The organism is uncultured Albimonas sp. (genome assembly GCF_963977235.1).
Taxonomy (GTDB): domain Bacteria; phylum Pseudomonadota; class Alphaproteobacteria; order Rhodobacterales; family Rhodobacteraceae; genus Albimonas.
Genome location: NZ_CAXBOD010000128.1, coordinates 1 through 3,924 on the forward strand (window position 1 = coordinate 1; position 3,924 = coordinate 3,924).

The following is a 3,924-nucleotide window of genomic DNA, read 5'->3' on the forward strand; positions in this document are numbered from 1 at the left end:
CCGCCCCTCCCCCCAGCAGACCGAGCGACGCCATGGATGCGCTTCCCCTTCCGCCAGACGACTGCCGCGCCCCGCGCCCGTACGCGGCCGGTCGCGCCGCCGCCCGCTTCCTCGGGCCGCGCTCCGCCGGCGGCGCGACGAGACCTGATCCGGACGAGACCTGAGCCGAAGGGAGCGATCATGTCCGACCGAACGCCCGAACAGACGCCCGCCCGGACCGCGGCGCATGCCGAAGCCGCGCGCCCCGAGGCCCCCGCGCAGCCCGGCGCCGCGACGGTGGAGGCCGCCGGCCCAGGGTCCGACCGCGACCCGCACGACCCGGCGGGGGCCGCCTGGTGGCAGGGCGCGGTGATCTATCAGGTCTATCCGCGCAGCTTCCAGGACACGACCGGCAACGGCGTCGGCGACCTGCCTGGCGTGCTGCGCCGGCTTGACCACATCGCCGACCTCGGGGTGGACGCGATCTGGCTCTCGCCCTTCGTCGCCTCGCCGATGCTGGACTTCGGCTACGACGTCTCGGACTATCTCTCGGTGGATCCGATGTTCGGCACGCTCGAGGACGTGCGCGAGCTGATTGAGGCCGCCCATGCCCGCGGGCTCAAGGTGCTGATGGACCAGGTTCTGTCGCACACCTCCGACCAGCACCCCTGGTTCCTCGAGAGCCGGGAGAGCCGCGACAATCCCCGGGCCGACTGGTACGTCTGGGTCGACGCGCGGCCCGACGGCTCGCCGCCCAACAACTGGCTGTCGGTGTTCGGCGGCTCCTCCTGGCAGTGGGAGCCGCGGCGCGGCCAATACTACCTGCACAATTTCCTGCGCCAGCAGCCGGACCTGAACTACCACAATCCGCAGGTGCAGGCGGCGATCCTGGAGGTCTGCCGGCACTGGCTGGACATGGGCGTCGACGGCTTCCGGCTGGACGTGTGCGCCTTCTACTTCCACGACGCCGCGCTGCGCGACAACCCGCCCAACCCCGAGCCGCCGGCCGGGTCGAGCTTCCTGTTCAACCCCTACTCCCTGCAGTCGCACGTCCGCGACATCGGCCAGCCCGAGAACCTCGAGTTCCTGCGCCGCCTCCGGGCGCTGTGCGAGGAGTATGGCGACGACCGGGTCCTGCTGGGCGAACTGCACGAAAGCGAGGCCGCCTCGCTGCACCACGCCTACACCTCCGCCGACCGGCTGCAGCTCGCCTACGGCTATTGGCTGCTGGGGGCGGACGACATCGACGCGGGCCTGATCCGGCGCACCTCCAACGAGCTGGGGCACGAGCTTTCGGACGGATGGCCGTGCTGGGCGCTCGACAATCACGACTTTCCCCGCTCGGCCTCGCGGCTGGGCTACGACCGGCCGCCGCTGGCCCTGATGGCGGCGCTGACCTGCCTGCGCGGGGCCTCGTGCCTCTACCAGGGCTCGGAGCTGGGCCTGCCCGAGGCGGACGTCCCCTTCGAGCGTCTCGTCGACCCCTACGGTCGCGAGTTCTGGCCCGCCTTCCGCGGCCGCGACGGCTCCCGCACCCCGATGCCGTGGGAGGCGGAGGCCGAGCGCTGCGGCTTCTCCGACGTCGAACCTTGGCTGCCGATCCCGGATGCGCATGCCGCGCTCGCCGTCGACCGGCAGCGGGCGCTGCCCGGATCGACCCTCAACCGCCTGCGCCGGTTCCTCAACTGGCGGCGCGAGGATCCGGCCCTGCGGCGCGGCGGGATCCGGTTCCTGACGGACCTGCCGGAGCCGGCGCTGGGCTTCGTGCGCAGCCACCGGGGCCGGCAGGTGATCTGCCTCTTCAATCTGGGCTGCGACGAGCTGCGGCTCGACCTGTCCGACGCCGACCTCGGCCGGTCGCTCGAGGGGCACGGGTTCGAACATGTGCGCGGCGAGGGCTGCGTGACCCTGCCAGCCCAGGGCGCCTATTTCGGAGAGGCGGCATGAAGGACGGCGCGAACCGCTCCCCCGGCGCCGGCGCCGGCGCCGCGGCGAAGCCTGCGGGCGCGAAGGGCCGCCCCCCGGCTGCGCGCCGCCGCGAAGGCTTCGCCCCGATCGAGCCCGTGCCCGGGCGCGACTGGTGGCGCGGCGCGGTGATCTACGAGGTCTACCTGCGCAGCTTCCGCGACGCCTCGGGCGACGGCATCGGCGACCTGCGCGGGGTGCTGGAGAAGATCGACCACCTGGTCGCGCTGGGCGTCGACGCGGTGTGGCTGTCGCCGTTCTTCAAGTCGCCGCAGAAGGATTTCGGCTACGACGTCTCCGACTTCCGCATCGTCGATCCGATCGCGGGATCGATGGAGGATTTCCTCGCCCTTCGCGACGCGGTGCAGGGGGAGGGGATGCGGCTGCTGCTGGACTTCGTGCCCGCCCACACCTCCGACCAGCACCCCTGGTTCGAGGAAAGCCGCGCCAACCCCGACGGGCCCAAGGGCGACTGGTACGTCTGGGCCGACAAGGCGGAGGACGGCGGGCCGCCGAACAACTGGCTCAGCTCATTCGGCGGCTCGGCATGGAGCTGGGATCCGAGGCGCGGCCAGTACTATTTCCACCCGTTCCTGGAATGCCAGCCGGCGCTGAACCTGCATGAGGAGGCGGTGCTCGACCACCTGGTCGCCGAAATGCGCTGGTGGCTGGAGCACGGGGTCGACGGCTTCCGCCTCGACGCGGTGCAGTGCCTGGGCCACGACCCGGCCCTGCGCGACAACCCCGCGCGCGCCTCCCACGAGGCGCCGGTGCTGGTCGGCGGCGGCCCCGGCAACCCGTTCCGCGATCAGATCCACATGTTCGACCGCGATGCCGAGGGGACCCGCGACGCACTGGAGCGTTTCCGCGCGCTGGCAGACGAGTTCGACGCGGTGCTGATCGGAGAGCTCGCCGACGTGCACACAAACGACGTGGCTGAGGACTTCACCCGCAAGGGCGAGCGCCTGCACGCGGTCTACGACTTCGACCTGATCAACTCCGAGCCGGAGGTCGAGACGGTCACCGCCCTGCTCGAACGGCGGGCCGAGCGGCTGCCGACCGGCTGGCGGATGAACGTGTTCACCAACCACGACAGTCGGCGCTCGGTCTCGAACCTCACCGGCTTCGTGCCTGACGAGCTGCGCCCGCAGGCCGCCAGGATGCTGCTGTTCCTGCAGCTGGGCCTGCGTGGGGGCGCGGCGATCTACCAGGGCGAGGAGCTGGGCCTGCCCCATCCCGAACTGACCTGGGAGCAGCTCCAGGACCCCTGGGCCAAGGCCTTCTGGCCGGATTTCGAGGGCCGCGACGGCGCCCGCACCCTGTTTCCCTGGACCGGCGAGCCCCCGCACGGCGGCTTCACCGAGGCCGGCAGCGCCTGGATCCACCTGCCCGAAGCGCACCTGCCCCTGAACGCGGCCGACCAGGCGCGGCACCCGGACTCGGTCCTCTCCTTCGCCCGTGCCTTCATCCGCTGGCGGCGCGAGCACGAGATCCTGCGCTTGGGCGAGGAGCGCATGGTCCGCCACGACCCCGCCCCCCTGATCAAGTGGCGCCGGCTGTGGCGCGGGCAGGAATGGTTGCTGGCGGTGAACTTCAGCGACGACAGGGCGTTCCTGCCGATGGAGGAGAACTGGAGCGCGCTCCCAGCCCCCGGATGCGTGCAGGAGACCACCGACCACGGCCTGGCCATGCCGCCCCTGTCCTTCGCGATCCTCTCCACAGGGGAGCCGACGCCGGGCCGCGAGAAGGGCGGCGCGCAGGGCCGAAGCGGCGGCGCCCGATCTCCGGCGCGGCGAGAACCAGGAGTGTCCTGACGGCCCCGACGCCCCATGCCAGGGCAAGCGGGCCGCGCGGCACGCCCGAAAGCCCACCCGGCGGCGGAAGCCGGGGGCCGGGGCGAAGCCCGACCGGGGAGGCGCGCCCGCTCCGAGGCCATGGGACGGGCCTGCGCCGATCCGCCGGCGCCCATTGCGCGGCGCG

General features: G+C 72.4%; 2 protein-coding genes. Both read left to right on the forward strand.

Annotated features, from left to right (window positions below; genetic code table 11):
• Window positions 1-180 precede the first annotated feature (180 nt).
• The gene (locus AAC134_RS23555; protein ID WP_339952205.1) at window positions 181-1,926 is read left to right on the forward strand and encodes an alpha-glucosidase; all 1,746 of its coding nucleotides are present in this window, start codon (window positions 181-183) and stop codon (window positions 1,924-1,926) included.
• On the forward strand, window positions 1,923-3,758 hold the full coding sequence (locus tag AAC134_RS23560) for an alpha-amylase family glycosyl hydrolase (protein WP_339952207.1): 1,836 nt from the start codon (window positions 1,923-1,925) through the stop codon (window positions 3,756-3,758). Before AAC134_RS23555 ends, AAC134_RS23560 begins: the two co-directional genes overlap by 4 nt.
• Window positions 3,759-3,924 lie beyond the last annotated feature (166 nt).